At 70.1% G+C, this 26,335-nt stretch carries 15 protein-coding genes; 4 read left to right on the top strand and 11 right to left on the bottom strand.

Features of this window, described 5'->3' with window-relative positions; translation table 11 throughout:
• Positions 1-2: 2 nt before the first annotated feature.
• On the bottom strand, positions 3-317 hold the full coding sequence (gene rplX, locus ACFXN1_RS00430) for a 50S ribosomal protein L24 (RefSeq protein ID WP_040804283.1): 315 nt from the start codon (positions 315-317) through the stop codon (positions 3-5).
• A 2-nt stretch (positions 318-319) separates the two neighbouring features.
• The gene (gene rplN, locus ACFXN1_RS00425) at positions 320-688 is read right to left on the bottom strand and encodes a 50S ribosomal protein L14 (RefSeq protein ID WP_033090674.1); all 369 of its coding nucleotides are present in this window, start codon (positions 686-688) and stop codon (positions 320-322) included.
• A gap of 345 nt (positions 689-1,033) precedes the next feature.
• On the opposite strand from rplN, the gene ACFXN1_RS00420 reads away from it, so the two are divergent.
• Both ACFXN1_RS00420 and ACFXN1_RS00415 read left to right on the top strand, forming a co-directional pair.
• Entirely contained in the window at positions 1,034-3,073 is a 2,040-nt protein-coding gene (locus ACFXN1_RS00420) for a M13 family metallopeptidase (protein ID WP_379444181.1), read from the top strand.
• Between the two features lie 78 nt (positions 3,074-3,151).
• Entirely contained in the window at positions 3,152-5,206 is a 2,055-nt protein-coding gene (locus tag ACFXN1_RS00415) for a M13 family metallopeptidase (protein ID WP_379444183.1), read from the top strand.
• 30 nt (positions 5,207-5,236) lie between these two features.
• On the opposite strand, the gene ACFXN1_RS00410 is transcribed toward ACFXN1_RS00415, so the two are convergent.
• Genes ACFXN1_RS00410 through ACFXN1_RS00400 form a run of 3 tightly spaced genes read right to left on the bottom strand, consistent with a single transcriptional unit; the run spans position 5,237 to position 7,961 of the window.
• The gene (locus ACFXN1_RS00410; RefSeq protein WP_356996977.1) at positions 5,237-5,572 is read right to left on the bottom strand and encodes an MmcQ/YjbR family DNA-binding protein; all 336 of its coding nucleotides are present in this window, start codon (positions 5,570-5,572) and stop codon (positions 5,237-5,239) included.
• Between the two features lie 35 nt (positions 5,573-5,607).
• Positions 5,608-6,969: a SagB family peptide dehydrogenase gene (locus ACFXN1_RS00405; protein WP_379444184.1), complete on the bottom strand. Its 1,362-nt coding sequence runs from the start codon at positions 6,967-6,969 to the stop codon at positions 5,608-5,610.
• Positions 6,966-7,961: an ABC transporter substrate-binding protein gene (locus ACFXN1_RS00400; RefSeq protein ID WP_379444185.1), complete on the bottom strand. Its 996-nt coding sequence runs from the start codon at positions 7,959-7,961 to the stop codon at positions 6,966-6,968. The genes ACFXN1_RS00405 and ACFXN1_RS00400 overlap by 4 nt, the downstream gene beginning before the upstream one ends.
• A gap of 190 nt (positions 7,962-8,151) precedes the next feature.
• Here ACFXN1_RS00400 and ACFXN1_RS00395 point away from each other — a divergent pair, with 190 nt between their 5' ends.
• Complete coding sequence (locus ACFXN1_RS00395) at positions 8,152-9,246, top strand: AMP-binding protein (protein ID WP_379444186.1); 1,095 nt, start codon at positions 8,152-8,154, stop codon at positions 9,244-9,246.
• 98 nt (positions 9,247-9,344) lie between these two features.
• Here the strand turns inward: ACFXN1_RS00395 and ACFXN1_RS00390 are convergent, their stop codons facing one another.
• The 5 genes from ACFXN1_RS00390 to ACFXN1_RS00370 are packed head-to-tail and all read right to left on the bottom strand — an operon-like array spanning position 9,345 to position 24,235.
• A complete protein-coding gene (locus ACFXN1_RS00390) occupies positions 9,345-13,937 on the bottom strand; it encodes an amino acid adenylation domain-containing protein (protein ID WP_379444188.1) in 4,593 nt (1,530 codons plus the stop codon).
• The gene (locus ACFXN1_RS00385; RefSeq protein WP_379444189.1) at positions 13,934-18,994 is read right to left on the bottom strand and encodes an amino acid adenylation domain-containing protein; all 5,061 of its coding nucleotides are present in this window, start codon (positions 18,992-18,994) and stop codon (positions 13,934-13,936) included. The genes ACFXN1_RS00390 and ACFXN1_RS00385 overlap by 4 nt, the downstream gene beginning before the upstream one ends.
• A gap of 18 nt (positions 18,995-19,012) precedes the next feature.
• Positions 19,013-22,171: a nocobactin polyketide synthase NbtC gene (gene nbtC, locus ACFXN1_RS00380; RefSeq protein ID WP_379444190.1), complete on the bottom strand. Its 3,159-nt coding sequence runs from the start codon at positions 22,169-22,171 to the stop codon at positions 19,013-19,015.
• Entirely contained in the window at positions 22,164-23,474 is a 1,311-nt protein-coding gene (locus ACFXN1_RS00375) for a polyketide synthase (protein WP_379444193.1), read from the bottom strand. Before ACFXN1_RS00375 ends, nbtC begins: the two co-directional genes overlap by 8 nt.
• A gap of 5 nt (positions 23,475-23,479) precedes the next feature.
• Positions 23,480-24,235 (bottom strand): thioesterase II family protein, encoded by a 756-nt coding sequence (locus tag ACFXN1_RS00370; RefSeq protein WP_379444192.1) that lies wholly within the window; start codon positions 24,233-24,235, stop codon positions 23,480-23,482.
• Between the two features lie 158 nt (positions 24,236-24,393).
• Between ACFXN1_RS00370 and ACFXN1_RS00365 the strand changes: the two genes are divergently transcribed.
• Positions 24,394-25,050: a GNAT family N-acetyltransferase gene (locus ACFXN1_RS00365; RefSeq protein WP_379444757.1), complete on the top strand. Its 657-nt coding sequence runs from the start codon at positions 24,394-24,396 to the stop codon at positions 25,048-25,050.
• Here the strand turns inward: ACFXN1_RS00365 and ACFXN1_RS00360 are convergent.
• Positions 25,005-26,335 (bottom strand): SidA/IucD/PvdA family monooxygenase (locus tag ACFXN1_RS00360; RefSeq protein ID WP_379463457.1); only part of this gene is annotated, 1,331 nt, incomplete at its 5' end. The two genes, ACFXN1_RS00365 and ACFXN1_RS00360, sit on opposite strands and share 46 nt — an antisense overlap.

Below are 26,335 nucleotides of genomic sequence, written 5' to 3'. Positions count from 1 at the left end.
TCTCAGATGTCCTTCCCGTTGCGACGGGAGATGCGGACCCGCTTGCCGTTCTCATCGGTGCGGTAGCCCACGCGGGTCGGCTTGCCGTCGGAGTCGACGACCATCACGTTGGAGGCCTGGATCGGCGCTTCCTGGGTGACGATGCCGCCCGAGCTGGCGCCACGCTGGTTCGCGGAGTTCGCGACGTGCTTCTTGATGCGGTTCACGCCCTCGACGAGGACCTTGCCGGTCGCCGGGTAGGCCTGGATGACCTTGCCCTTGGCGCCCTTGTCCTTGCCCGAGATCACGATGACCGTGTCGCCCTTGTGCACCTTCATGGTTACAGCACCTCCGGGGCCAGCGAGACGATCTTCATGAAGCGCTTCTCACGCAGCTCACGGCCGACCGGGCCGAAGATGCGGGTGCCACGCGGATCGTTGTCCGCCTTGATCAGCACCGCAGCGTTCTCGTCGAACTTGATGTACGAGCCATCCGGGCGACGACGCTCCTTGACGGTGCGCACGACGACGGCCTTGACGACCTCGCCCTTCTTGACGTTGCCGCCGGGGATGGCGTCCTTGACAGTGGCGACGATGATGTCACCGATGCCGGCATAGCGGCGCGACGAACCACCGAGAACGCGGATGCAGAGAATCTCCTTGGCACCCGTGTTGTCGGCGACGCGCAGCCGCGACTCCTGCTGAATCACTTCAGCTCCTCCTAGACCTGGACGATATGCACGCCGGATTGCCGACCCGACGGGCATGGTCAGTTGCCCTTCAGCTGAGCCAATGGCCCGCTCCGCGGGTACGCGGGGCAGCGCCTGCCAGCGGTTTTTCACCGAACAGGAGAACAACCACTGTGGGTTCGCGGCCGAAGTGCGGGCATAGCTCCCGCAGGCAACCGGAACAGTTTAGCGAAGACCCTGTTCAGGGTGAAATCGGGGGCGGAGCAGCTGGCTCGGCGCGGATTCAGATTTTCCTCAGTCGGGTCAACTAGCGTCGGCGCGAGCAACGTCCGAGCTGTTCCGATCATCCGGTAGAGGAGATTCGCGTTGTCCGAGCGCCCCATCGCTCTCGACCGCCGTACGTTCCTGATCGCCCTGGGCCTGGCGCCCGCGGTGGCCGTATTGCCCGCCTGCTCCCCGGACTCCCAGTCGTCGAAACCGCCGACGGGCCCGGACATGTCCGGGTCGGATCCGACGGTGCGGCCGCAGGACGATCTGTACCGGTTCGTCAACGGGAAGTGGCTGCAGGAGTATCAGCTGCCGCCGGACAAGTCGTCGTTCGGGACCTTCGACGACGTGCAGGAGCGGGTCCAGGGGCAGCTGAGGGAGATCATCGAGGGGATCCGCGATCCCAAGGCCGGGTCGGACGAGCAGAAGATCCGCGACCTCTACGACGCGCGGATGAACCTGGACGAGATCGAGACGCTCGGCATGACGCCGCTGCAGGATCTGTTCGATCAGATCGACAAGGCCGCGACCAAGCCGGATCTCGCGCATGTGATGGGCGGATTCACCAATGTGGGTCTCATCGGCCTGAGCGTGGGCCCGGACCCGAAGAACTCCGATGCCTATCTCCCCTCGGTCGAGCAGTCCGGGCTCGGTATGGGCGAGCAGTACTACCGCAAGCCCGAATACGCCGCCCGGCTCGCCGCGTACCGGACGTTCATGCAGCGCCTCGCCGCCGGAGCCGGGTTCCCGGACCCGACCGCGCTGGCCGACCGGGTGGTGGACCTGGAGACCCGCATCGCCGGATTCCATTGGGACAATGTCAGAACCCGCGATACCGACGCGACCTACAACCTGATGACCTGGACCGAGCTGACCGCGCTGGGACCGCAATTCGACTGGGACCCTTGGCTTTCGGGGAGCACAGACCGGCCGAAGACCATGTTCGACAAGGTCGATGTCGCTGAGCCGTCGTTCGTGACCGGCGCGGGGCAGCTGTGGGCCGACGTCGACCTCGCCGCCTGGCGCGAGTACCTGAAGCTGAGCCTGGTGCGCGCGTACGCGCCCTATCTGCCCAAGGCGATCGCCGACGCCAATTTCGATTTCATGGGCAAGGTGGTCAAGGGGCTGCGGGAACAGCCGGAGCAGTGGCGGCGGGCCGTGGAAACGGTCAACGACGCCGTGGGCGAAGCGCTCGGAAAGCAGTACGTGGACCAGCATTTCCCGGCCGAGGCCAAGAAGCGGGCACTCGAGATGGTCGACGATCTGCGCGCGGCGTACCGGGAGAACTTCCAGAATTCGACGTGGATGTCGCCACCCACCCGGGACGCGGCCATCGCGAAACTCGGGAAGATCAATGCCAAGATCGGCTACCCGGACAAGTGGGAGGATTACTCCAAACTCACGGTCACCAGGGGCAGGCTGGTCGAATCCCTGCGCGCCTCGGACGCTTTCGAGGCGAAGCGGATGTTCGATCGGCTGGGGACGCCGGTGGACAAGTCGGAATGGATCATGCCGCCGCAGACGGTGAACGCCTACTACAACCCCAGCGGCAATGAAATCGTGTTCCCCGCGGCCTTTCTGCAGCCGCCGTTCTTCGATCCGGATGCCCAGCCCGCGGTGAACTACGGTGCGGGCGGTGCGGTGATCGGGCACGAGATCGGCCACGGGTTCGACGATCAGGGCTCCAAGTACGACGGGGACGGCAATCTGAAGGATTGGTGGACACCGGAGGACAAGGCGGCCTTCGCAGCCAAGACCAATCAGCTGATCGCGCAGTACAACGCGCTGGTGCCGGCGGGCCTGCCGCCCGATCAGCACGTCAACGGCGAGCTCACGGTCGGCGAGAATCTGGCGGATCTGCGGGGACTCGAGATTTCCCTGTCGGCCTATCGGATGGCCGAGAAGCGCAAGGGGACGGATACTCCCGACTATCGGCCGATGTTCGAATCCTGGGGCCGGACCTGGCGCACCAAGATGACCACCGAGGCGCTGCAGAGTCAGATCGCGTCCGATCCGCACTCTCCGGCCGAATTCCGGTGCAATCAGGTGGTTCGGAATCTGGGCGAGTTCTACAGCACCTATCACCTGAAGGACGGCGACAAGGAATACCTGCCGCCGGACCAGCGCGTCACCCTCTGAGAACCCGACAACCCGCGCGAGGCCGCCGTCCCCGGTAGCCTCGCGTCGGTATCGCAGCTTCGGGGAGAGGTAGTGCCTGTGAGTTCGTCGGATCGTCCGGCCGGTATGGACCGTCGTCGTTTTCTGATCGCGCTCGGTCTCGCGCCGGCCGTCGCCACGCTGGCGGCGTGTAGCAGCGATACGAAGAACACGGTCACCTCGACCCAGCTCACCGGCCCCGACATGTCCGGGTCGGACGCGACGGTGCGGCCGCAGGACGACCTGTACCGGTTCGTCAACGGCAAGTGGCTGCAGGAGTATCAGCTGCCGGCGGACAAGGTGTCGTTCGGGACCTTCGACGATGTCGCGGATCGGGTCCAGGGCCAGCTGCGCGAGATCATCGAGGACATCAAGGATCCCAAGCCGGACACACCCGAGCAGCAGATCCGCGATCTGTACGACGCCCGGATGGATGTCGACACCATCGAGCAGCTGGGCCTCACGCCGCTCGCCGACATGTTCGCCGACATCGACAAGGCCGCGGGCAAGCCGGAGCTGGCCAAGGTGATGGGCGCGCTGCCGATCGGCGGGCTGATCGGGCTGGGCGTCTCGGTGGACCGGAAGAACTCCAGCGCGTACATCGCCTCGGTCGGTCAGTCCGGAATCGGCTTGAGCGAGCAGTACTATCGCAAGCCCGAATACGCCGACAAGCTGGCCGGCTACAAGGCCTACCTGGAGAAGATCGCGACCGGGGCCGGGTTCCCGGACCCGGTGGCCATGGCGGGCCGGGTACTGGATCTGGAGAAGCGGATCGCGGCCGGATTCTGGGACAACATCAAACTGCACGACACCGAGGCCAGCTACAACAGGATGTCGTGGACCGACATGGTGGCGCTGGCGCCGCAATTCGATTGGGATCCCTGGCTTTCCGGGAATACCGATCGGCCCAAGAGCCTGTTCGCGACGGTGATCGTCGGCGAGCCTTCGTTCGTCACGGCGGCGGGGCAGCTGTGGCACGACGTGGATATCGCGGTGTGGCGGGACTACTTGAAACTGGCGCTGGTGCGGGAGTTCGCCCGGTTCCTGCCGAAGACGCTCTCCGACGCCAACTTCGAATTCTTCGGCACCGTGATGAGCGGGCAGCAGCAGCGGCCGGAGCGGTGGAAGTCGGCGGTCGGCACCGTCGACAGCACGGTGGGCGAGCAGCTCGGAAAGCTGTACGTGGCCAAGCATTTCCCGCCCGAGGCCAAGAATCGGGCGATGGACATGGTGGCCGACCTGGTCGCGGCCTACCGGGACAACTTCACCAATTCGACGTGGATGTCGCAGCCCACCCGGGACGCCGCGCTGGTCAAGCTGGGCAAGATGGGCGTGAAGATCGGTTATCCGGACAAGTGGGAGGACTACACCGGGCTGAAGATCACCCGCGGCCAGCTCATTCAATCCCTGCGCGCCGCCAATGTTTTCGGCGCCAAGAAGATGTTCGACAAGCTGGACAAGCCGGTCGACAAGACCGAGTGGGGTATGACGCCGCAGACGGTGAACGCCTACTACCAGCCGGTCAACAATGAAATCGTGTTCCCCGCAGCCTTTTTGCAGCCGCCGTTCTTCGACCCGAAGGCCGAGGCGGCGGTCAACTACGGCGCGGGCGGCGCGGTCATCGGTCACGAGATCGGCCACGGCTTCGACGATCAGGGCTCCAAGTACGACGCCGACGGCAACCTGAAGGACTGGTGGACCGCCGAGGACCGGGCGAAGTTCGACGCCCGCACCAAGAAGCTCGTCGACCAGTACAACGGCCTGGTCCCCGCGGGTCTCGACCCCGCGCACCACGTCGACGGCACCCTCACCCTCAGCGAGAACGTGGCCGACAACCGCGGCCTGCAGATGGCCTTCGCCGCCTATCGCATCAATCAGAAGCGCGCCGGCGTCGAGAACCCCGACTATCAGCCCATGCTCGAATCCTGGGGCCGCAACTGGCGGTCCAAGCAGACCCCGCAGTACACCGAGAATCTGCTCGCCAACGACTCCCACTCGCCCGACGAGTTCCGCGCCAACCAGGTGGTCCGCAACCAGGCCGAGTACCACGCGGCCTTCACGACCAAGGACGGCGACAAACTCTTCCTGGCCGAGGACCAGCGCGTCACCTTCTGACCCACCCCGATCGCGGCGGGATCCGGTCGTTCAGGCCGGATCCAGCAGTTCCCGGGGTGCGGCCAGACGCCAGGAGTCGGTGACGATGGCCGTCAGTTCGTCGTGGTCGTCCAGGGCGGCGAGTCGGACCCGCACCCACGCGTTCCCGGCCTCGTGCGGGGCGATCCAGAATTTCTCCGGCTCGGCCTGCACCAGTTCGTCCCGATCCACGATGGGGCACCGGACCGCCATGGAGGTCTCGTTCTCGGGCAGGGTCAGGAACAATTTCCCGGCCACCCGGAATGTGGGCATCTGCCATTCGAACTGCTCGGTGGTGCGCGCCAGCGCGAGCGCCACCGCCCGCACCTGATCCCCGGTCGCCGTCATGATCTCGATGCTCCCAGCCCCGTATGACACCCGGACTAGCGGTCCCCGGCCGGGGTGCCGAGGATCATGCTGCCCACATTGCATTCCTCCAGTTCGTCGGCACCGGTGGCGGCGGTGAAGGCGGCGGTGTCGGAGAAGCCCTGGGCCACCGCGCCGAGGTTCATGGCGGTGGCGGTGAGGTAGAGGGTCTGCATGAGGACCCCGACGTGTTTGAGGATATTGGCGTAGGCGACCGACTCGTAGGACCACATGACCCGGCCTGCTCGAGCCGAGATCAGCAGCAGCAGTTGGGGTTCGGCGGCGTTGGCGAGGGTGGCCGTGGTGGTGCGCAGGAGTCGCTGGACCGCGGGGGAATCGGCGGGGGCGACGGGGCGCAGGGCATGCTCGAAGGAGTCGTAGTGGTACATGCCGGGGGCCAGGCCCTCGACAGTGCGGACCACCGGATACAGCTCCAGTTCGTGGACGCTGCCGCCGGAAGGGTAAGGACGGGAAGGGAGTTCGCTGCCATCCCGGGTGGACTCCACCGAGCGGGTGCGGGCACTGCGGTAGAGCAGTTCGGCCAGCTGGGCGACGGTGATCGGCCGGGCGTCGTCGAAGGACCGGCAGGAGCGACGGTCCTCGAGGACGGCGGTGAGGGCCGGGTCGGTGGCGCGGAGGGTGGCGAGGTCCGGCGCCGGGAGCGCGATCGGGGCGCCCGGGTAGGGCGCGCGCTGCGCCGGGCGTCGCGGGAATTCGTCCTTCGCCCATGCCGTGGGGCCGAAGTTGTCCCAGGTGACGGTGCGGGAGCCGAGGGTGCTGCGCCGGTGGAACCAGAGGTCGGGGGCGCTCCAGCTGCGGGTGGTGAAGTCGCGGTCCTCGGCGGTGGGGTCGGCGGTGAAGCCGCCCCAGCGCAGGTCGGCGGCGATGCGGGCCGAAAGGGACTCGGGCAGGCCGAGTTCGGTGGGATCGGCGCCGGCGGCGAGGGCCAGCAGGCGGGGGTCGTGGACGCGGAGGTCGCACCACGAGGTGGGGTGTTCCAGGACCAGGCCGTCCGGATCACGATGGATGACAGTGAATTTCGACAGGACCGGGCGCGGTCCGCCTGTGCCCGGACGCGCGGGCGGGGTGGTGAAGGGGCGCAGGGTGTAGAGGTCCCGGCCGCCGTCGCGGACAGTGGCCTCCAGCCAGCCCGCCCCGGCCAGCCGGTCGAGAAGGGTTGCCACCGAGTCGGATTCGGCCGCGAGCTCGCTCGTCGTCGCCGGACCCTGATTGAGGGTCTTCAGCGCCTGGCTCTGGGCCGGGGTCAGCCCGGTCAGCTTCTCGTTGTGCGGCGGGTTCAACAGGACCGCGCCGCCGGGGACGGTCAGGCAGGTGACGCCGGGGCGGAGGGCGTAGCGGACGTCGTCGGTGCGGATCATTTGGCGGCGTTGGCGAGAGCCGGTTCGAGCTTGTCGAGCAGGTAGGGCAGGGCCAGCGGGGTCGGCTGGTTGATGGCGCTGATCTCCTGGACGGTGAGGAAGACCGCCGAGTTCTTCTCGACCGAGGGCAGCGCGCCGAATCCCGGCAGGCCGCGGTACTTCTCGTCCATGCCGGGCGAGTAGCCGGCCAGCAGCAGGTCGGAGTCGAGTTCGTCGAGGCGTTCGGGCGAGAGGGCCAGGCGGCCGCCGGAGCCGCCCTGGTCCACCAGGTGCTGCGGGATGGTCATGCCGAGCTGGGTGAACAGGCGGCTGGACCCGTCTTTGGGGTCGGTGAGCACCATGAGCTGCGACGGCCCGGCCAGCCAGGAGCTGATGAAGGTCTTGTTCTTCAGGCCCGGATTGCGTTGCGCGATACCGTCGATGCGGCCGTTCAGGTCGGCGACGAGCTTGTCGGCGGCGTCGGTCTTGTGCAGCACCTGGCCGAGCGCGCGTACCTGGTCGGCCCAGGGCGTGACGGCCTCCTTGGTGAGCCCGGGCAGGGTGGGCGCGACCTTGGACAGGTCGCCGTAGGTCTTGGCGTCGGCGATGAACGGATCGGCCAGGATCAGGTCCGGGTTCAGCGCGGCCACCTGTTCGGCGAGGTTGCCGGTGGTCTGCAGTGCGGTGGACTTTGCCAGCGCGGCCGGTTCCCACGGCGGTGCGCCCTTGCTGAGCACCGCGATGTTGTCGATGTAGCCGACCGGGGTGACGCCGAGCGCCTGCGCGGTGTCGAGCCACTGATTGCCCAGCGCCACGATGCGGGACGGGGTCCCGTTCACGGTGGTCTGCCCGAGGGCGTGGGTGATGGTGACCGGTTCGCCGCCGCCGGCGGCAGAGTCGTCGGACTTCGATCCGCAGGCCGCGAGCCCGACGGCGAGCACGCTCACCACGGCCGCAATGGCGGCTCGCGCGGTGATCGATCGCCCGCTACGCGCGGTGAACGCCGACTTCATCGTGACTCTCCTGTCTGCCGATGCCCGCCCATTCGGGGTGAGCGGTAGGTGAGCCTAGCCTAATTTTCTCGACGGGTGGGGACCGTTGTCGCCGATTCGATCCCCTAAGGGGTGGTCGATCGTGCCCTCGATCGATTAGGTTAGGGTTGCATAAGTTAGAACCCGGGGGTTTGGAACGATGGAGCGAGCGGTGCCGGAAATCTTGTCCGCCGTCGAGCGTCATCGGCTCGTGGACGAATGGGCCAATGGCGTCGAACTGTACGACGTGCCGTCGGTCTCCATGCTCATCGAGTGCGGGCGCCGCGTGCCCTCGCTGCGGACCGCCTTGCGCTGCGGCGATCACATCCTCACCTATGCCGAACTCTTCGAACGCCTCGACGGCGGCGTCACCGGGACCGCCGGGCCCACGCTCGACGATCTGGCCCGCGTGCTGTGCGATATCGCCGCGGCCGCCGAATTCGGCGCGGTGCTGGCCGAACTCGGGCCGCACGGCACCGGTATGAAGCCGGTCGCGGTGGCCGCGGCCGCCGACGATCGCCGCGCGGTTGCCGCCGATCAGCGCTCCTGCCCGATCGACCGGGCCTACGGCTCGCCGGATGTGCGGCTGCTGGCCATCCGCTGGGACACCACCGACGCCGCGGTGGAACTGCTGGCCACGCTGGCCGATGGCGCGACCCTGGTACTGGCCACCGCCGCCCAGCGCGCGGACGCGGCCGCCCTGGCCGAGCTGATCGCCCTGAGCGCCTCGACCCATGTGGTGGCCGACGCCGGGACCCTCGCGAACCTGGCCTTCCTGCCCTCCCCCGCGCTGCCGACCGTGCGGCGCTGGGATGTGTTCGGAAACGACTGCCCGGCCGCGCTCTCCGCCCTGCTGCGCGAACTGGCCCCCGGGTCGTGCGCCGGATTCGCCTACACCACGCCGGAATACGCGGGCGTCGCGGCGCGCGGACCGCTGGACGGCTCCGGCCGGGTGCGGCCGATTCCGGGCGCGCGGCTGCTGGTGCTGGACGAGTCGCTGCGGCTGGTGCCGCCGGGACGCTCCGGGCGGGTGTACATGGGGGGTTCCGCGCTGGCACTGGAATTGGACGGTGCCGCCGAGGGTTTCGTGGACGACCCGTTCGTGCCCGGCGGCAGGCTGGTGCGCACCGACACGCACGGCGGCTGGACCGCCGACGGCTGGCTGCTACTGGACATGATCGAATCCGTGTCTCCCGCAGCGCCTTCGGCCACCGAGCCGATCCCCGCGCCGGGCCGGGACGACACCACCGGCTACGCCGCGGCCTGACGACCCCGCACGTATCCTCGGCCGACCGCGCAGCTTCTCCCGCGGTACCGGCCGCCCGCCTGCTCTCCTGCGGCGGACGGCACTTACCGCCCGGGTGATCAGGACACGGCGACTGCCAGGGCGGCCAGGCTGCGCTGCCAGAGTTCGGTCAGGCGGCTGGCTTCCGCTGCGGTGAACAGGGTTTCGCTCCAGCGCCAATTGGTGGTGAGCTGCGGTCCCTCCGGGGTCGAGCCGATGCCCGCGATGACATCCAGCGCGTAGCGCAGGGGTAGGTCGGGTTCGGGGTCCAGGGGCAGTGCCTCGTTGAGCGGGCCGGTGAGCAGGGACCAGGATCGGGGGTCCTGCCCGCTGAGGTCGACTCTGCCGAGGTAGTTGAACTCGATCTGGGGGTGCCGTGCGGCGGCCAGTTCGGGCACGCGGGCGGTGTAGCGGAGCAGGCCGTAGTCCAGGCCCTGGCCGGGGATGGCGGACAGGCGCCCGGTCACCGACTCCAGAAGGGTGCGGGCCGCGGCCGGATCCTGTTCCGCCCGTTCGGCATCCACCGTCTCGCCTGCGCCGAGGCGGATCGGGAACACGGTGGTGAACCAGCCGAGGGTGTTGCTGGTGTCGGTGCCGAGCAGGTCGTCGGCGCGGCCGTGGCCCTCCAGGGCGAGCAGGGCGCCGTGGGAAGGATCCTGGGCGCGCTCACGCCGCCAGCTCGCCAGGGTGATGGTCAGGGCGGTGAGCAGTAGTTCGCGCGCACCCTCGTCGCGGGTGAGCGCGGCGAGCAGGCGGGCGGTGACCTCGACCGGGGTCACGGCGGTGGCGACCCGGAGGGAGGACCAGGTGTCGGTGTGCGGGTAGGGGATGCGGCGGCCGATGGCGGGGTCGGGGGCGGCGAGCTGGTCGCGCCAATAGTGCTGCTGTGCGCGGACTTCCGCGGACTCGGCCCGCTCCGCCATCCGGCGGGAGAACTCGCGGTACGAGGTGGATTCGGGGAGGGCGGCGCCCTCGTTCAGGGCGGCGATGAGCAGATGCCAGGAGACCACGTCCACCGCCAGGTGGTGGATGGTGAGCAGCAGGACATGGCCGTGCTCGGTGCCGGAGAACCAGACGGCGCGCACCATATCGCCGGTGCGCGGGTCGATCTGGTCCATGACCGTCCGGGCCGCGGCGTGGACGGCCACAGCGGTGTCGGCGGGATCGACTGTGTGCGTGAGGATGTCGGCGGCGCGGATGGTGCCCGGCGCGGCGGTGACCAGGCGCGGGCCGTCGACGGTGTCGACGAGGCGTGAGCGCAGGGTGTCGTAGCCGTCGAGAACGGCCTGCAGCGAAGCCTCGAGGGTGTCGCGGTCGATGCCGTCGGGCAGCCGAAGCAGGGCGGTCTGGGTGAAGCGGCGATAGTTGCCGTACTCGTACATCCAGGAGACGACCGGAAGCGGCTGCACTGCACCGTAATCCGCCACCCGCTCCGTGGTGATCGAGTCCGCGGCGTCGAGGGCGGCGGCGAGTTCGCGCAGGGTCGGGGTGGCCAGCACCATGCGCGGGGTGAGGGTGAGGCCGCGGCGGCGGGCCTTGTTGACCAGGGATATGGCGACGATGCTGTCCACGCCGAGGGCGAAGAAGTCGTCGTCGAGGCCGGGGCTGCGGCCGTCGAAGAGTTCGGCGAGGACCTCGGCGAGCTCCTTCTCGGTGGCGGTGCTCGGCGCGGCGCCCGATCCGGTGTCGGCGAGGGCGGCTTCGCCGAGCCGCGTCAGCTCGGGGCCGTCGAGTTTGCCGTTGGCGTTCACCGGCAGCCGCGGCAGAGCGAGCACCCGGGCCGGAATCATGTAGGCGGGCAGGCGTTCCGCGAGCGCGGCGCGGGTGCGCGCGGGATCGACGGACTCGCCCCGCTCCCCCACGACGAAACCGACCAGGCTCGCCCCGCCCGCGCGGCGCACCACGGTGACGGCGGCGGTATCCACGCCGGGCAGTCGCCGCAGGGCGGTCTCGATCTCGCCGATCTCGATGCGGTAGCCGCGCACCTTCACCTGTGCGTCGGCGCGGCCCAGGTAGCCGAAGCCGCCGTGGGGCAGGCGGCGGACCAGATCGCCGGTGCGGTACATGCGGCGGCCGGGCCGGAAGGGGTCGGCGACGAAGCGGTCGGATGTGGTTGCGGCGCGGCCGATATAGCCGCGGGCCAGCTGCGGCCCGGACAGGTACAGCTCGCCGACGACGCCGCCGGGTACCGGGCGCAGCCTGGAATCCAGGACGTAGCCGGACATTCCGGCGTTCGCGGTGCCGATGGTCGGGGTGTCGAAGTCCGCGACCGGGGCCACCACGGCCTCGACGGTGGTCTCGGTCGGTCCGTAGCAGTTGTAGACCGCGGTGCCGGACCGGCCTTCGGACGGTGCCAGCGCGCGCAGCCGCGCCCACAGCGCGGCGTCGATGGCCTCACCGCCCAGTGCCAGCACGGGCAGCTCGCGGTCCACCAGCCCGGCGGCGTTGAGCTGCGCGAACATCGACGGGGTGGTGTCGATCATGTCGATGTCGTGGGCGATCATGCCCGCGCACAAGCGCTGCGCGTCACGCATTTCCGTGGCGTCGAACAGGTGGATGGTCTGCCCGGCGAGCAGGCCCACCATGGGCTGCCAGGAGGCGTCGAAGCTCAGCGACCAGGCGTGCGCGATGCGCAGCGGCCGGCCCAGGCGGGCCATGGCGGGCCGATAGACCCGGTCGCGATGGTCGGCGAAGTAGGCCATGAGGGCGGCATTGGTCCCGGCGACGCCCTTGGGTTCGCCCGTCGAGCCGGAGGTGAAGATGAGGTACGCGAGCTGGTCCGGGTGGCAGACGACGCGCGGGAGTTCGACAGGGGCGGCCGAGGGCTGTTCGGCGGCAAGGGGATCGCCGAGGAGCAGCACCGGCACCCGCTGCTCACCGACGACAATGACACCTGTGCCGGACTGTGGGGCACCGGCGGTTTCGAGCAGGCCGCGGGTGTTGTCGTCGGTGACCACCAGCGTCGGCCGCGCCTGCCGGAGGATCGATTCGATGCGTGCGGCCGGCAGCGTGATATCCACCGGCACATAGGCTCCGCCCGCGGCGAAGGCCGCGAGCACCGCGACAATCGATCGCACGGTGCGTGGAAGCACCAGCGCTACCACTGTTTCCGGGCCGACACCCTGCACGGCGAACTCGGCGCCGAGCCGGACGGCCGCGTCGTGCAGGGCGCGGTAGGTGTACCGGGAGCCGGAGCTGTCCTGGAGTGCAACGGCTTCCGGCGTGGCGGCCACCTGCCGCTCGAACAACTCCCAGACCGAGGCAGCGTCGGCGACCGCGGTCGTGGACCCTTCCGTCATCGCGGCGGGCGAGACGGGGCTGATCGGCGCTGCGGACATCTCCTGCTCCGACGCGGTGAGCACGCTGAGCGAATCGGGTGTGGCCGTGCCGGTTTCCGGTAGTTGCCGCAGCAGCGCGAGCAGCCGCTCGCCCAGGTCCGCGGCCGGGAAGTAGGGCAGCGCGGCAGGCATCACCTCGAGCTGGACCAGCAGCTCGTCGCCGCTCATGTGCGCGACCACCGTGAGCGGGTAGTGCGCGAGGCTCTCCATCTCGATCGGATGGAAGCAGGCGCCGTCGGGGGCCGTGACGGTGCGGATGGCGTCGTCGATGGGGGCGTTCTCGAAGACGAACAGCGTGTCGAAGAGGGTGCCGTGCCCGGCGGCGCGCTGCACGGCCGACAGGCTCAGGAAGCCGATGTCGCGCATGGCGGCGCACTCGCGCTGCAGGCGGGCGCACTGGTCGGCGATGGAGGTGCCGGAGTCCAGATGGTGGGCGACGGGCACGGTGTTGATGAACAACCCGACCATGCCCTCCACGCCCGGAAGCTGGTCGGGCCGACCGGAGATGGTGGTGCCGTACACGATGTCGCGGCGATCGGTGAGCCGGCCGAGCAGCACCGTCCAGGCGAATTGCACGGCGGTGTTGAGGGTCAGCCCGTGCGCACCTGCCCAGGTACGGACCCGGTCGGTGTCGGCAGCGGACAGCAGCAGGCGGGTCTTCTCCGGCACGGCGTTCGGGCCGACCGGCGCGCCGTCCGCCAGCATGAGCGGACCGCTCACCCCCGCGAGGTAGTCGACCCAGCGCTGGGTGACCGCGGCGCTGTCCTGTGCGCCCAGCCACGCGATGTAATCGCGGTAGGGGCGCGGTTTCGGCAGTGCCGCAACGGATCCGCCGGACCGGTAGACGGCGAGCAGTTCGGTGAAGAACACCGCCACCGCCCAGCCGTCCATCAGGATGTGGTGGGCGGTGAGGATCATGCGCCGGGTGCCGGTGTCCGGCACGGTGAGCAGCAGGATGCGCAGGGCCGGACCGCGGCTCAGGTCGAACGGCGCGTGGCGTTCGGCCGCGGCGATGGCGTCGAATTCCGCCGGCCGCGCCGGCTTCTCGGTCCAGGGCAGTTCGGCCTGTGCGGGCACGATCTGCACCGGCCGCGGCACGTTCTCGTCCCAGAAGGCGGCGCGCAGGTTGGGATGCCGGTCCAGCATGGCCTGCGCGCTGCGCCGCAGCAGCTCGGTGTCCAGCGGTCCGTCGATGTCGACCACGAACTGCATGGTGTACAGGTCGAGGCCGTCGCCGCTGAGGCGCGACAGCGAGAACAGCCCCTCCTGCAGCGGGCTCAGCGCCAGCACGTCCTCGATCTGCGGTGGCGCGGTGCGGTTTTCGGTGGTGGTCATCGGGCCTGCCAGGACGAGGTGAGGGCGGCGAGGGCGGCGGCGTCGAGGCCGGAGGCGCTCATGGGGGCGGATTCCTCCTGCGGAATCGACTCGGCTTGCGCTACAACGGGTTCGGCGGCGTCGACCGCGGCGGCGAGTTCGGCGATGGTGAGGTGCTCGAACACCAGCTGCGGGCTGAGCGGCAGGCCGAGTGCGGTGGCGCGGGCCGACCACTGGATGGAGATGACGCTGTCGCCGCCGAGGGCGAAGAAGTTGTCGCCGGCCTCGACCTCGCTGATATCCAGCAGCTCTTCGAGCAGTTCGATGAGCGCGCGTTCGGTGCGGGCGTGGTCGCCGGTGGCGGCGGCGCGGGTCGCCGCGGCGGGCGCGGGCGGGGCGAGCAGCCGCTCCAGCCGGTCGACGGGCAGCACCTCGAGCTCGGCCACGGTGCGGTCGGGCGCGGTGGCGTACGCCTCCAGGGTGGTGGCCAGCGCGGTCGCGATGTGCTGCACGGTCTCCGGGTCGTACAGGTCGGCATTGGCGACCACGCGCACGGCCAGGCCTCCGTCACCGGTGACGTTCACGGAGACATTGAGGTCCAGGAAGGAGACGTCGAAGTCGACCGGCAGCACGGTGGCGGTGGTCGTACCCGCCACGGCCAGGGTGGCGGGCGCCCAGTCCGCGCCGCGGAAGTGCAGCATGCTCTGGAACAGCGGGTTCCGGGAGCGCGAGCGCGGCGGGTTGAGCGCCTCCACCAGGCGTTCGATCGGAAGTTCCTGGTGCGCTCGGGCATCCAGGACCACATCGCGGCCGCGCAGCACGGTGTCGCGCAGGGTCGGGGTGCCCGACAGATCGTTGCGCAGCACGGCCATATTGGCGAACAGACCGACGAGCGGGGCGGTCGCATCGTCGACGCGGCAGGCCACCGGGGTGCCGAGGGTGATGTCCGTGCCGCCGCCCAGCTTGTGTAGCAGGGTCGCGACGGCGGCCTCGTACACCATGAATTCCGTTGCGCCGCAGGCCTCGGCGAGCGCGGCCAGCCCGGAGCGCAGGGCGGCGGGCGCCGCGAAGGTGGCGATCTCGCCGCGCTTGCCGAGGACCGCGGGCCGCGGCCGATCAGGGGCGACATCGACCTGGTCCGGCAGACCGGCGAGGGCGGCGCGCCAGAAGTCCAGCTGCGCCCGGCCGTAGTCGCCGGGCAGGCCATCCGCACCGGAGGCGAACGCATCGTGCTGCCACAGCACGTAATCCGGGTACTGCACGGCAAGCGGGGTCCACTGCGGCGCCCGCCCGCCCTCGACCCGCGCACGGTAGGCGGCGACCAGGTCCTCGAGCAGGATGCTCAGCGACGCGTGGTCGGCCACGATGTGGTGGACCAGCAGCGACAGCACGTGCGTGCCCGGATCGAGGACCAGCAGGCGGGCCCGCAGCAGCGGCTCGGCTTCGACCGTGAAGGGGTAGCGGCCGATCTCGGCGAGCTCGTCCGTCAACCGGTCGGCATCGATGCCGGTGATCTCGAGCTCGACCGCCCCGGCGGCTCGCACCACCTGGTACGGAACGCCGTCCTGCTCACCGAAACCGGTGCGCAGCGCCTCGTGCCGGGCCGCCACATCGGCGAGCGCGGCCCGCAGCGCGGCAATATCGATGCCGCCGTCGAAGCGGACGGCGAAGGGCAGATTGCCGACCGCGCTCGGGCCCTCCATGCGGTACTGGAACCACATGGCCAGCTGCGAGTAGGACAGCGGCAGCCGGTCCGGACGCGGGCGCCCGGTGACGGCCGGACGCCCGGAAGCCGGTGCGGCAACGACGGTCTCGGCCGTCTCCACATCGTCGTCCATGGCATCCAGGTCGATGCCGAACTCGTCGCGGAACCGCGCGACCAGCCCGGCGGCCAGCCCGGCCGGGGTCGGGGTGTCGAACACGATCCGCACATCCAGCTCGACACCGAATTCGGCGCGGATCTGCGCGACCAGGCGCGCGGCCAGTAGCGAATGCCCACCCAGTTCGAAGAACGAATCGTCCGCGCCCACCGTCGGAATCCCGAACAGCTGGGTGTAGATGGCACACAGGCGGCGCTCGGTGGCGGTGGCGGGCGCGCGGTGTACCCGCTCCACCGCGGCCGCCGGCGCGGGCAGCGCCCGCTTGTCCAGCTTGCCGTTGACGGTCAGCGGGATCTCGTCGATGACGGCGAAAGCGCTGGGCACCATGTACTCCGGCAGCGCGGCGGCGGCGTGGGCGCGCACCTGGTCCACCTCGACCGTCGCACCGGCCGCAGGCACCAGGTAGGCGGCGAGCTGTGCGCCCACGGCCGGATCCTCGGTCACGATCACCACGCAGTGCCCGACACTCGGATGCGCGGTCAGCGCCGACTCCACCTCGCCGAGCTCGATGCGGAAGCCGCGCACCTTGACCTGCTCGTCGGCGCGGCCGACGAAGTCCAGTTCCCCGAACTCGTTGCGGCGGGCCAGATCTCCGGTGCGGTAGAGTCGCGCGCCGGCGGTGAAGGGGTCGGCGACGAAGCGGCTCGCGGTGAGTGCGGGCCGGCCCAGGTAGCCGCGCGCCAATTGCGCACCACCCAGGTAGATCTCGCCGACCACCCCGGCGGGCACCAGCTGCAGGGCCTCGTCGAGCACGTAGGCGTGCACGTTCTGATTGGGTACGCCGATGGGCACGATCCCGGTGCCCTGCGGGCCCGCCACCGGCTGATGGGTCGCGCACACCACGGCCTCGGTCGGCCCGTAGTGATTGCGCAGTTCGGCGTCGAAGACGGCGGCGAACCGGTCGGCCACCTCCCCCGGCAGCGCCTCGCCGCCCACCGGGACATGGCGCAGCGCACGCCATTCGCTCACCTCGGGCAGCAGCAGGAAGGTGCCGAGCATGGACGGCACCATGTGCAGCACGGTCACGCCGCGGCGGGTGATCAGGTCTGCGACATAGCGGATGTCGCGGAAGGCATCGGGTTTCGGCACGATCAGCCGCGCGCCCAGCGCCAGGGTGACGAAGATGTCCAGCAGGGAGGCGTCGAAGCTCACCGAGGACGATTGCAGCAGCCGGTCGTCGGCGGTCATGCCCCATTCGGCGGTGAAGCTCACCACGTGCTCGGCGATGGCGGCGTGCGAGACCGGGACGCCCTTGGGCTTGCCGGTCGAACCGGAGGTGTAGATGACGTAGGCCAGGTTCGCCGGGAGCAGTGGGCGGACGCGGTCGGTGTCGGTGGGATCGGTGTCCGGCAGCCCGGCGGCGGCGTCCTCGGCGGCGTCGAGTTCGACGCGGCCCAGCACCAGGCGCGGCCCCGCGTCGGCGATCAGGTAGTCGATGCGGTCGTCCGGGTAGGCCGGGTCGATGGGCAGGTAGGCCGCGCCCGCCTTGAGCACGCCGTAGACGGCCACGATGAACTCGATCGAGTTGCTCATGCGCAGGGCGACGATGTCCTCGCTGCCGATGCCCCCGCGAATCAGCCAGTGCGCCAGGCGGTTCGCGCGGCGGTTCAGGTCGGCGTAGGTGAATTCGAGGTCGTCGGAGACCAGGGCCAGGGTGCCTGGTCCGGCGGCGACACTGGCCTCGAACAGGTCGACCATGGTGGCCGGGCCGGCCGGCACGTCCGCGCCGCGCGACTGTTCCAGGATGGCGAGGCGATCGTCGCCGCCCAGCATGTCGAGGTCGGCGAGCCGGCCGCCCGAGGTACCCAGCGCCCGATCCAGCAGCCGCACATAGTGTTCCAGCATGCGCTGCACCAGCGGCCGGGGCAGCACGTCCACCTGGTATTCGGCCTCGAGCATCGCGCCGTGCGCGCTCTCGGTCACGACCGCGACGGCCAGGGGGACCTGCGCGGTGGGGGCGCCCAGTTCGTCCAGCTGTGTCGAGGTGACGCCGTCCAGTGCGAAACCGTCGGCGCTCTTGCGGACGCTGAAGCCCAGGCGCACCAGTTGATCCATGCCGTCCCGTCCGGCGACGCGTTCCGGGTTCACCTCGCGCACCACGCGGTCGATGCCGACGGCCTGATGGGCGAAGGCGTCCAGGCAGGTGCGCCTGGTGGCCGCGACCAGGCCGGTGAAAGTCTCGGCGCGGTCGAAGGTTTCGCGCAGCAGCAGGGTGTTGCCGAAGTAGCCGATGAGCTGCTCGGCGGCCGCCGACCGGCGATTGGTGACCGGGATGGAGACCAGGAAATCGTCGGCGGCGGTGTAGCGCTGGATCAGGGCGGCGAAGCCGGCGAGCAGCACCATGAACGGGCTGGCCGCCTGCTCGCGGGCGACGACGTCCACCCGGTTCAGGAGATCAGCGGGCAGCGCGACGGTGCAGCGGTCGGCGCGCTTCGACGGCGCGACCACGGCCGAGCCGGGCAGTTCGAGGGGTTCCGGCAAGGGGCGCAGGGTGTTCCGCCAGTAGGCGATGTCCGCCTCGTCCTCGGCCGGGGCGTCCAGGACCTCGAGATCGACGAACTGCGCGGCCGGGGCGGCGGTCCGGGCTCCGTTGTAGGCGGCGTTGACGTCGGTGAAGAAGACGCCCCAGGCGTCGTCGTCCCAGCAGCTGTGGTGCGCGGCCAGCAGCAGCACCCACTCCGCTGTTCCGGTGCGCACCAGCGTGATTCGCAGGGGCAGCTCGGTGGCGAGGTCGAAGGGGCGGCCGAATTCCCGGCGGGCCAGCACCTCCACCCGCACCGGGCGGGCGGACTCGGCCAGGTCGGTCAGATCGTGCGATTGCCACGGCAGCGTGATGTCGTCGGCGAACACCTGGAACGGCTCGCCGTCCGCGTCGGTATCGAAGGTGGTGCGCAGTACGTCGTGCCGGGCGAACACCGCCGCCACCGCGGTCCGCAGGCGCTGCTCGTCGAGTGCGCCGGTGAGCCGGTACGCCACACAGATGTTCAGTGTGGTGTCCTCGGGGTCGCGCGTCTGCAGGAACCACATGCGGCGCTGCCCGGCCGACAGCGGCCGCTGCTCTCCGGCCCGGGTGCGGCGCACCGGCGCGGCGGTGGCGGCGGCGAGGCCCTGCTCGGCGAGCCTGCGCCGCAGCAGTTCCCGGCGGCGGTCGGCGACGGAGGTTCCAGCCACGGTCACGGTGGCATCGGTGTCTGACATGAAATCTGGCCCCTAGCCCTAGTTGGTGTTCTCTGCCATCAGCAGCACGACATCGTCCAGCGACGCGCCGCCCAGGATCGCCGCGACCGGCAGCTCCCGATCCAGCGACGCCTGGACCCGCTTGCGGAAGTCCAGGGCCTGCAACGAATCCAGGCCGAGTGCGACCAGCGGCGTGGAGCGGTCGATGGTGTCGCCGGCATCGATGCCCATGACCCGCTCGAGTTCGGCGAGCACCTGGTCCGCCAGCGGACGGCCCGGCGCCGACGCCACCGGCTGGTGATCAGCGGCAGGCGCTGACGGATTCGTCTCTGTGACAGGCTGATTCACGCTCACTTCCGCAGCTGCCGTATCCGCGATGCGCGATGGCGTAATCGTCTCGGGCTCAGGCACCTCCGACAGCACAGCAGCCTGGCCGAAGGCTCCCATGACGTCACGCAGGAACGGCCAGTCGGCGGAGATCACCACCGCGTCGGTCGGCTGCCCGGTGAATCCCGCGGCGATGGCGTCGGCCGGATTCATGGGGTACACCCCGGCGCCCTCGACCCGCGCCATACCCGCCGCATCGAGCGGACCCGCGACACTCCACAGACCCCACTCCAGTGCGGCGCAATCGATCCCGCGTTCGCGCAGGCGGCGGGCGAGAATATCCAGCATCCGGTTGGTGACGGCATACAGAATCTGTCCGCGCCCGCCGAGTGTCGCGGCCATGGACGAGCACAGCAGCACCCGGCCATTCGGACGCAACGGCACCGCGTCGAGCACCGTCTCCAGGCCCAGCACCTTCGACGCCGCGGCGGTGGCGACCATCTCGGCGGTGATCTCCTCGATCCCGGCGTCCACATAGTTGACCGCCGCATGGACGAGCAGGCTCACCGGCCGCTCCGCCAGCCCTGCCGCGAGGCGCGCGACGGCGTCCGTATCGCTGACATCACAGGCCGCGACCACGATCTCGGTGGCACCGTGCGCGCGCAGTCGCGCCACTTCCGCGGCGGCCGAACCGGATTCGCCGGACCGGCTCACCAGCGTGATCCGCCCGGCGCCCTGCCGAGCGAAATGCTCGGCGAACAACAGCCCGAGCTTGCCGGTGCCACCCACGATCAGCACATGATCGAGTTCAGCGGCCTCCCCTGGCGCAGACCCATCTGCGACCAACCGCTTGACGAACACCTTTCCGCCACGCAGCGCCACCTCTGGCTCACCCGCCGTATGCAGCGCCGCGACAACCCGATTCTCCTCCCTCGCCCCCGCATCGGCCGCAAGATCCAGATGCCGGAACAGCACCCCGGGCTTCTCCACTCCGACACACCGGAACCCGGACGCCACGGCCCCGTGGAACAACTGCGGCACCGCATCCTCCGGCACCACGACCTCGCCCCCGACCGTCACCAGCCAGACCTCACCGCCCGCACGCACATCCGACACCGCGGACAACCAGGTGCGCGCGACGAAGAACTCCGTCAACTCCGCCACCGCGTCCGCGGCGGTCGACTCGGGCAGCGCGGGCCACAGAATCACCACGCTGTCGAAGTCCGCCTGCTGCGGCGACTCCTGACCGGTGCCGATGCCCGAGGCGACCGCGGTCGGCTCGAGGGCGGTGGCGGTGGCGCCGTAGCGGTCTGCCGCGGCGAGGAGGGCGGACAATTGGTCGGCGCAGCGGCCGGTGGGGTCGAGGAAGGCCAGGCGGCGGGGCGGGGTCAGGGAGCGGCGCTCCCAGGGGGTCCACTTCTCCACCAGGCGTTGGGGTTCGGGCACGGCCAGGGTCGGCGGGTGCACCGCCTCGGGGGCGTAGCCCGGGTTGGCCCACAGGCGTTTGGGGTTCATGACCGTGTGGGGGAAGTCGCGTAGTGGGAGGGCCGGGGGTGCGTCGGTGCGCAGGGCGGTCCAGTCGTAGGCGAGGTCGTGGACGGCGATGGCGGCCAGGTTGCGGGTGAATTCGCGCAGGGAGGTGGCGGTGCGCAGGGAGGTGCCGAGGACCTTGAAGTCACGCGGGCCGCGGGACGGGTCGCGCGGGACCAGGGCGAGGTTTTCCTGGAGGGCCAGTTGCAGGACGGGGTGCTCGACGACCTCGATGAGGGTGTCGATGCCGTCGGTGGCGGCGGCGGCCACGGCGCGGTCGAAGCGGACCCGGTTGCGCAGGTTCCAGTACCAGTACTGTTCCTGGATCAGGTCTGCGGTGATGGGGGCGCCGAGAGTCGCGCCGTAGCAAGGGATATCGGTGTCCGTGAAGGTCGGGTCGCTCAGCTCGCCGCCGAGGAAGCCTTCGAATTCTGCGCGCAGCTCCGCCACGATCGAGGTGTGCGCGGGGTAGGCAACGCCGATCTCGCGGGCGAAATGGCCGCGCTCGGTGGCGGTGGCGACCATGTCGGCGATGGTGTCGCGGTCGCCGGAGATGGCCATGATGTGCGGGGCGTTCACCACCGACAGCTCGGCCCAGCCCGAATGGCGGGCCAGCAGCGCCTCGCAGTCCTCACGGTTCATGGCCAGCACCGCCATGGCGTAGCCGCGCGGCGAGAGGCGCTCCACCAGGCGCGCGCGGTGGGTCACCACCAGCACTGCGTCGCGCACCGACATGACCCGCGAGACCGCGCCCGCGGCGAGCTCGCCCTGGCTGTGGCCGATGGTGGCGGCCGGGCGCACGCCGGCGGCCTGCCACATGGCGGCCAGACCGGCCATGTGGAACATCAAGGCGGGCTGCACCTCCCACACGGTGTCCTGGTACGCGCCCGCGGTGCCGAGCAGATAGTGCAGCGGCTGATCGTGGCCGAAGCGCTCGGCGTGCACGGCCGCGCACTCGTCGACGGCGGCCCGGTAGTGCCGGGACTGGTCGTAGTACAGCGCGCCCATGCCGGGACGCTGACTGCCCTGACCGGGGAACACGAAGCCGATCCGGCGCGCGGTGGCAGGCCCGTCACCCAGCACCACCGCGGGATGCGAGGTCCCGCCGGCGACGGCGCGCAGGGCATCGAGCAGGTCCGCGCGCCCGGTGACCATGGCCAGCGCCCGGTAGCGGCGGGCCGTGCGGGTGCGAAACAGCATGTCCGCCACCCCATCGGGGGCAACGGCGGGCCGCTGCTCCAGGTAGGCCAGGATGCCCGCCGCCTCGGCGCGCACGCCGTCGGCGGTGTCGGACGAGAGCAGGACGGGAATGCTGCCATCGGGCAGCCGGTGGCTACACATCGGTTTCCTCCAGCTCGGGCAGGCTCACGAGGGCATGGGCATTGGTGCCCGCGACACCGAACGAGGACACGGCCGCGTATCGCATGCCGTCCACGGCCGGCCAGGGTTCGAGTTCGGTGGCGAGCCGCAGAGTGGTCTCGGCCCAATCGATTTCGGCGGTCGGCCGGTCGGCGTGCAGGGTGGGCGGGATCTGCCCGTGCACTCCTGCCAGCAGCACCTTGATCAGGCCCAGGACCCCGGAGGCGGCCTGCGCGTGACCGGCATTGGACTTCACCGAGCCCAGCCGAGCCCCCGCGGCGGACTGGAGACCGTAAGTGGTTGCGAGCGCGGCCAATTCGAGCGGATCGCCCACCGGAGTGCCGGTGCCGTGCCCCTCGATGAGCCCGACCTGTCCGGCGGAAATCCCGGACGCGGCCAGGGTGTCGCGGATGAGCCGTTCCTGCGCCGCGGCGCTCGGCACCGCGATCGGCGCGCCCTTGCCATTGTGGTTCACGCGCGAACCCAGCAGCCGCCCGTACACCCGATGCCCGAGCGCCCGCGCCCGCGACTCCCGTTCCAGTACAACGACTCCCGCTCCCTCACCCCACAGCGTGCCGGTGGCGTCGGCGGAGTAGGACCGGCAGTGGCCGTCGGCGGCGAGCGCATTGTTCTTGGAGAACTCGTAGAACGCGCCCGGCGAACCCATGACGCACACCCCGCCCGCCAGCGCCCATTCACACTCCCCCGCCCGGATGGCGGCGGCCGCCTGATGCACGGCGGTGAGCGCGGACGCGCACGCGGTGTCGACGGTGACCGACGGCCCGATCAGGCCCAGCCCGTGCGAGATCCGCCCGGCCACCGCGCCCAGCGCGGTGCCGGTGGCCCGGTACCCGCTGTACTCGTTGACCGAGGCCACCCGCGGCCCGTACTCCATGACCGAGGCGCCCATCCAGCATCCGCCCGAATCACCGTCCACCGCACCGGGATTGATCCCGGCCTGCTCGAGTGCCCGCCAGGCCACCCGCAGGCCGGCCCGCTGCTGCGGATCCATGGCCACGGCCTCGCGCGGCGTGATGCCGAAGAACAGCGCATCGAAGTCGGCGGCGCCGGTGAGGAACCCGCCGGCGTCCGGCACCGCGCCCCAGCCCTCGTGCCGGTCCAGGGTCAGCAATTCCGCCAGCGGCCATTCCCGATCACGAGGAAAGGGGCCGAGCAATTCCCGCCCGGACGCCAGGGCCGCCCAGAATTCCGGCAGGGTGTCGATGCCACCGGGCGCCTCGACACCCATGCCGACGATCACAATGGGATCGCCGGAATCCAGCAGCGCGCTCACGCGACGACGCTCTTCTCGGCGGCCAGCAGTTCGGCGATGCCGTCGACATGATCGTTGAGATAGAAATGCCCGCCCGCGAACAGGGTCACCCGAATTCCGCCGCGGCTGTGGCTTTCCCACGCATACAGATCACGCGGCGCGACGAATTCGTCCTCGTCGCCACCCAGCACCAGAATCGGCGCGTCCACGGCAATATCCTGCGCGCACGAATACGCGTCGAAGGCACGGTAGTCGGCCTTCATGACCGGCAGCGCCATGCGCAGCACCTCGCGACTGCCCAGCACCTCCGCACCGGTGCCGTTGAGCGCCGACATGTGATCGAGCAGGGCCTCGTCCTCGGTGGGATGCCCCGGCAGCGCGGCGACCCGGGCGGGTGCGGCAGCCGAGGAGGCGACCAGCAGTCGCACGCTCAGCCCCGCGGCCTCGGCCAGGCGGGCGAATTCGAACGCGATCACCGCGCCCATGCTGTGCCCGAAAATCGTGAGGGGGACACCGGTTTCATGTGCGGATTCCCGGAATTCGGCGAAGGCTCCGGCCGCGATGTCGGGCAGCGTTTCCAGGGCCGCCTCGCGGGCCCGGTCCTGACGGCCCGGGTACTGGAACACCACGACATCGAATTCGGCAGCCAGCGTCTTGGCGAAAACCCGATAGGCGGAGGCGCCCGCACCGGCGTGCGGGAAGATCAGCAGCGGTGGCGCGGATTCCGCACTCGGGGCCTGAAATTGCCTGATCCAGCCGAGTTCCCGTGGCATTTCCCGCATCTCTCCTACGCAACTGCCCGACCGCATTCGGCGTCGGTTCCGCTTGTCCCCCTTGCAATGTCCGGGCAACCGTAACACCACCTACTTAGTATAGGCTAGCCTTACAAAGTAGGGTGATCAAGCTAACCGACGAACGGAGCGCCACAGCGATGAACCGGACGACCTACGTCCTCGCGCGCGAACTCACGGACCTTCCCGACCACATCCGCCGCGCGCCCGCACCGGTGCTGCCCGAGTTCGCCGCACCGTTCACGCTGCGGCCGGTGGACGTCGACTCCCGCGACCCGGAGACCATCACCGAGTGGATGCACCGGCCGCACCTGCTCGAGACCTGGGAACAGGCCTGGGACGCCGATCGCCGCCGCGCCGACTGCGCCGCCCAGCTCGCCGGAACCTTCTCCCGCCCATGCATTCTCGAATACGACTTCGCCGCCCTGGACCGCCCCGACCTGGGCAACCGCGAGGTGGCCTATGTGGAGTTGTACCGCCCCGCCAAGGACGAGATCGCGCGCCTCTACGACGCCGACGCCCGCGACATGGGCTTCCACATCGCCACCGCGGACACGACGCTGCTGGGCCGCGGCGTCATATCGGGCTGGATGCGCCTGCTGGGGGAGGCGATCCTGGCGGCCGAACCCGAATGCCGCCGGCTGCTGTGCGAACCCGATCATCGCAACACCCCCATGCGGAAAGCGTTGGAGAAGATCGGGTGGCAGTACCTGGGCGACTTCGACATCCGGCCGGATCGGCGCATCTCGCTCTACGCGCTGCCGCGCAGCGCCGCCGACCTGCCCGAGATCCGGTAGCGCGGTGCGGGATTCACCGCCGGTTGCAGGATCCGGTCCGAAAGCTCGCCCAGGCAGCTGAGATTCGGGAAGCCGGGACCCTGCGCCATGGCGGCCAGGTTCGGCAGGTACAGCTTGGCGTCCAGCCCGGACACCGCGAGGTCGAAGCCGATGGCCGCCTCGATGCGCGCGGTCTCCAACGGGCCGCCCACCGCCAGTTCGAGCAGATCGGTTGCGGCCGAATCGAACAGATCCAGGAACCACAGCGGCTGAGCGCCGGTGGCATCCACCACCAGATCGAAGGTGTGCACCTGATCGGCGCGCAGGTCGTTGCGCAGGGTGAGGGCGACCCGGTCGTCCTGGTCGGCGAGGTTCACCACCCGGCCCTGCAGATGGTGAACCCGGTTGTCCCCCAGCAGGCTTTCCTGCACCCGCACCGAGAACACCCCGCGATCGGTGCGCCGGATGACATCGCGGCGCTCGGCCATACCCAGGCCCGCCCACTTGGTCGGATCGCTGTAGAGCGAGTTCTCGAAATAGCTTTCGCCGCGCGTGTACAGCGTCGCCTTGGGCGAGATCACCGAGACGGTGAGCATCTCGTGGCGAACCAGTTCGTCCAGCGCCGAACCCGCGGTCTCGCCGCCGCCGATCACCGCCACCCGCGAGGACGGGGGCAGTTCGCGGCGGCCCGCCAGCTCCCAGAATTCGGAGATGCTGAGCACCTTCGGGTGCTCGGCCAGGGCCCGGTCGCTGCGGCCGGGTCCGGTGATCATGACCGCGTCGCAATCGATCTCGTCCACGTGGCCGGCGGTGTCGTCTGCGCGGCCGGCGGTGTCGTCTGCGCGGCCGGCGGTGTCGGCGACCGACACCAGCCAGCCGTCGGCCGCGGCGGCGATGCCGGTCACCGTGCCCTGGACCAGATCCAGGTCGATGCGCCGGGCCACCCACTGCAGGTATTTGGCCCACACGTGATGCTGCGGGCTGGGCCGGCCGCGGTCGATCCACTCGGCGTAGGTGCCGTGCTCGACCAGGAAGGCGGTCCAGCCGAAAGCCCGCATGGCCGCGTCGATCTCGCGGTTGTGGCCGCGCGCCCAGGTCGAGCGGTACGGGAAGCCGACGTCCTTCTCGGGGCTGGTGCCCAGGCGGTGCCGGCCGTCGGTCCAGCCGCCGGTGGGTAGCCAGTTGCCGCCGACCGTCTGTGCCTCGACCACGGTCACCCGCGGTGCGGGCAGGCCGAGTTCCCGCAGCACATGCGACTTGGCCGCTACCGCCAGGGCTTTCGGCCCCGCACCGACCACCAGAAGTG

The organism is Nocardia sp. NPDC059154, assembly GCF_042755705.1.
GTDB lineage: Bacteria > Actinomycetota > Actinomycetes > Mycobacteriales > Mycobacteriaceae > Nocardia.
The sequence above is the reverse complement of the archived record's forward strand: the minus strand, read 5'-3'. Positions and strand labels throughout refer to the sequence as shown.

What these genes read in the sequence shown, in the direction of transcription:
- rplX (WP_040804283.1), bottom strand. Translation starts at nt 317, where the DNA reads ATGAAGGTGCACAAGGGCGACACGGTCATCGTGATCTCGGGCAAGGAC.
- ACFXN1_RS00410 (WP_356996977.1), bottom strand. Translation starts at nt 5,572, where the DNA reads ATGACGGCGACCGGGGATCAGGTGCGGGCGGTGGCGCTCGCGCTGGCG.
- ACFXN1_RS00405 (WP_379444184.1), bottom strand. Translation starts at nt 6,969, where the DNA reads ATGATCCGCACCGACGACGTCCGCTACGCCCTCCGCCCCGGCGTCACC.
- ACFXN1_RS00400 (WP_379444185.1), bottom strand. Translation starts at nt 7,961, where the DNA reads ATGAAGTCGGCGTTCACCGCGCGTAGCGGGCGATCGATCACCGCGCGA.
- ACFXN1_RS00390 (WP_379444188.1), bottom strand. Translation starts at nt 13,937, where the DNA reads ATGACCACCACCGAAAACCGCACCGCGCCACCGCAGATCGAGGACGTG.
- ACFXN1_RS00385 (WP_379444189.1), bottom strand. Translation starts at nt 18,994, where the DNA reads ATGTCAGACACCGATGCCACCGTGACCGTGGCTGGAACCTCCGTCGCC.
- nbtC (WP_379444190.1), bottom strand. Translation starts at nt 22,171, where the DNA reads ATGTGTAGCCACCGGCTGCCCGATGGCAGCATTCCCGTCCTGCTCTCG.
- ACFXN1_RS00370 (WP_379444192.1), bottom strand. Translation starts at nt 24,235, where the DNA reads ATGCCACGGGAACTCGGCTGGATCAGGCAATTTCAGGCCCCGAGTGCG.
- ACFXN1_RS00365 (WP_379444757.1), top strand. Translation starts at nt 24,394, where the DNA reads ATGAACCGGACGACCTACGTCCTCGCGCGCGAACTCACGGACCTTCCC.